At 76.6% G+C, this 3,043-nt stretch carries 4 protein-coding genes; all 4 read left to right on the forward strand.

The features are described 5' to 3' along the window. Positions 1-27: 27 nt before the first annotated feature. From FNQ90_RS17870 to FNQ90_RS17885, 4 genes are read left to right on the forward strand one after another with little or no spacing between them, the layout of a single operon-like run. Entirely contained in the window at positions 28-747 is a 720-nt protein-coding gene (locus tag FNQ90_RS17870; RefSeq protein WP_182607303.1) for an urease accessory protein UreF, read from the forward strand. A gap of 43 nt (positions 748-790) precedes the next feature. Further along, entirely contained in the window at positions 791-1,480 is a 690-nt protein-coding gene (gene ureG / locus FNQ90_RS17875; protein WP_182607304.1) for an urease accessory protein UreG, read from the forward strand. After that, positions 1,477-2,337 carry an urease accessory protein UreD gene (locus FNQ90_RS17880; RefSeq protein ID WP_182607305.1) on the forward strand — a complete coding sequence of 287 codons (861 nt, stop codon included), beginning with the start codon at positions 1,477-1,479 and terminating at the stop codon, positions 2,335-2,337. The genes ureG and FNQ90_RS17880 overlap by 4 nt, the downstream gene beginning before the upstream one ends. A 43-nt stretch (positions 2,338-2,380) precedes the next feature. Further along, on the forward strand, positions 2,381-3,001 hold the full coding sequence (locus FNQ90_RS17885) for a GNAT family N-acetyltransferase (RefSeq protein ID WP_182607306.1): 621 nt from the start codon (positions 2,381-2,383) through the stop codon (positions 2,999-3,001). Positions 3,002-3,043 lie beyond the last annotated feature (42 nt).

Consider the following 3,043-nt stretch of genomic DNA (forward strand, 5'->3'; position numbering starts at 1 on the left):
GTCCGCTCCCGACCCCCGGGGGTTCCGATGACCCGTTCGCCGTCACTCCCGCCCCCGGTCGGGGGCGCCGCGGCCCTGCTCATCCTCGCCGACGGCCGTTTCCCCGCCGGCGGCCATGCCCACTCCGGTGGTGCCGAGGCCGCCGTGCGCGACGGTCGGCTGACCGACGGGCCCGGGCCCGGGGGCCTGGCCGACTTCTGCCGGGGGCGCCTGCACACCACCGGGCTCGTCGCCGCCGCGCTGGCGGCCTCCGCCGCACTGGGCGGGGACCCCGCCCGGCTGGACGCCGCCGCCGATGCCCGCACCCCCTCCCCGGCGCTCCGGTCGGTCGCCCGCCGGCTGGGGCGCCAACTGCTGCGGGCCGGGCGTGCCGCCTGGCCCGATCCAACCCTCGACGCGGTCGCCGCGCACCACCCCGGTGGGCTGCACCAACCCGTGGTGCTCGGCCTGGTCGCCCGTGCCGCCGGCATGGACCCCCTCGACGCGGCCCGCGCCGCCGCCCACGAGACGGTCTCCGGGCCGGCCGGCGCCGCCGTGCGGCTGATGGGCCCGGACCCGTTGACCGCCACCTCCGTCCTCGCCCGCCTGGCTCCGGAGACGGACGCGGTGGCACTCCGGGCGACGGAGGCCGCGCGCGCCGCCCTCGCCTCCGGTGATCCCGGGGACCTGCCCGCGGTCTGCGGGCCGCTGTCGGAGATCGGGGCCGAGTTCCACGCCCTGTGGCCCACCCGCCTGTTCGCCTCCTGACCCCGTCGACATCCCGACCGCTCGACCCCACCGGAGCCGCCCCGTGCACCTGGAACACCCCGTGACCTTCCCCGAGCGCCACACCGGAGGCGCCGAACCCCTGCTGCCCGACGGCTCCCGCAGGGCCGTGCGCGTCGGCCTGGGGGGACCCGTCGGATCCGGCAAGACCGCCACGGTGGCCGCGCTGTGCCGTGCTCTGCGCGGACGGTGGTCCATCGGCGTGGTCACCAACGACATCTACACCCGCGAGGACGCGGAGTTCCTGCGCCGCGAGGCGGTGCTGTCCCCCGAGCGGATCGTGGCCGTGGAAACCGGTGCCTGCCCGCACACCGCCATCCGGGACGACATCTCGGCGAACCTGGAGGCGGTGGAGGAGTTGGAGGCGCGGGTCGGACCGCTGGACCTGATCCTGGTGGAGTCCGGTGGGGACAACCTCACCGCCACCTTCTCCCGTGGCCTGGTGGACGCCCAGATCTTCGTCATCGATGTCGCGGCCGGGGACGACATCCCCCGCAAGGGCGGTCCCGGTCTGACCGGAGCCGATCTCCTGGTGGTCAACAAGACCGACCTCGCGCCCCACGTCGGGTCGGACCTGGCGGTGATGGCCCGCGACGCGAGGGCCCAACGCGGCGAACTGCCGGTGGCCTTCACCTCCCTGCGCGAGCCCGACGGGGTGCGACCGGTGGCCGATTGGGTCGTCGGCCGGGTGGCGGCCTGGCGGGCGGCGGGGTGAGAGCGGCTTCCGCCTCGCCCCCTCCCGCCACGGGGCCGTCCGCCGTCACCGCCTCGGCACGGATCACCGCCGCCCCCGGCGGGCGCCTGCCCGAACTGCGGGGCGAGGGTCCCCTCGCCGTGCGCCGCACCCGTTCCACCGGATCCCGGGCGAGGGTGTGTCTGGTCGGGGCGATGAGCGCGCCGCTCAACGGCGATCGGCTCGCCCTCACGGTCACCGTGCTGCCCGGGGCGGCTCTCCACGTGGTCTCCGCCGCCGCCTGCGTCGCCCTGCCCGGGGACCGGGACCACAGGGCCGAATACCTGACCGACATCCACGTCGGCGAGGACGCCGAACTGCGGTGGACGCCCGAACCGCTGATCTCCGCGCGCGGCAGCGATCTGTACGTCCGTACCCGGATCCGCCTGGCCCCCGGGGCCCGACTCCACCACCGGGAGGAACACCTGGCCGGACGGGCGGACGAGGAGCCGGGTCGGCTGGTCTCGCGGCTGACCGTCCACCGGGCGGATCGGGTGCTGCTGGATCAGGAGACCCGCCACGGCCCCGAGGAGCCCGGCTGGTGGGGCGGCGCGGTGATGGGCGGGCGACGGGCCGTCGGGCAGATCCTCCTGGTGGATCCGGCGCCCACCGGGAGCCCGGGGGGAGCAGTCGGCCCCACCGCCGCCCCGACGGTGTTCACCGATCCCCCCACCGGCGGGCTCGCCGCCCGGATGGCCCTGGAGGGGCCCGCCGTGCTGATCTCCGCCGTCGCCACCGACGGTCTGGGGGTGCGCCGCCTGCTGGAGCGGGCGGAGCTCCCGAGGGCTTCCACCGGCGACACCCCGGACACCCGACCCGGGCCAACCACCCGAAGGTGAGCCCCGGCTCACCGACCCCGATGTCACCACCGAGGAGAACCGCATGACGGTCGACGAAGCCCGCACCGATACGGCCGGCGCATCGGCCCCCGCACCGCCCCGGTCGGCCGGCGCCCCGCGGATCCTGCGCCCGACCGCCTCGGAGCTCCCGTGGTACCTGGACGGTCTGGCGGCGCTCCTCGCGGACACCGTGGCGGGCGGCGCCTCTCTCGGCTTCCTGTCCGATCTCGACGAGGTCGGGGCCCGTGCCTGGTGGGAGCGTCGGATCCCGGAGGCGGCGGCGGGCGGGCTGTGGTTGTGGATCGCCCGTGACACCGATGGAGGGGTGATCGGCACCATCTCCCTGTACCCGGTCGACAAACCGAACGGGCGCCACCGGGGGGAGATCGCCAAGCTGATGGTCTCCCGCGCGGCCCGACGCGGGGGAGTGGCCCGGGCCCTGCTCACCACGGCCGAGCGGGCCGCGGCGGACGCCGGGCTCACCCTGCTGGTCCTCGACACCGAGACCGGCAGCCCGGCGGAGAACTTCTACCGCGCGGCGGGCTGGACCGAGGTGGGTCGAATACCCGATTACGCCGCCGATCCCGCCGGCCGGCTGCGCCCCACCACCATCTTCCACCGGGACCCACGGGATACCCCACCCGCCGGGGCCGGGCGGGGGTAGTCCGTCGGCCGGGCGCGATCCCGGCGGGCGCCGCCCGTGCGC

Source organism: Streptomyces alkaliphilus (assembly GCF_014141535.1).
Taxonomy (GTDB): Bacteria; Actinomycetota; Actinomycetes; order Streptomycetales; family Streptomycetaceae; genus Streptomyces; species Streptomyces alkaliphilus.

Coding starts and splice junctions, on each gene's coding strand:
- FNQ90_RS17885 (WP_182607306.1), top strand. CDS start 2,381: ATGACGGTCGACGAAGCCCGCACCGATACGGCCGGCGCATCGGCCCCC.
- FNQ90_RS17870 (WP_182607303.1), top strand. CDS start 28: ATGACCCGTTCGCCGTCACTCCCGCCCCCGGTCGGGGGCGCCGCGGCC.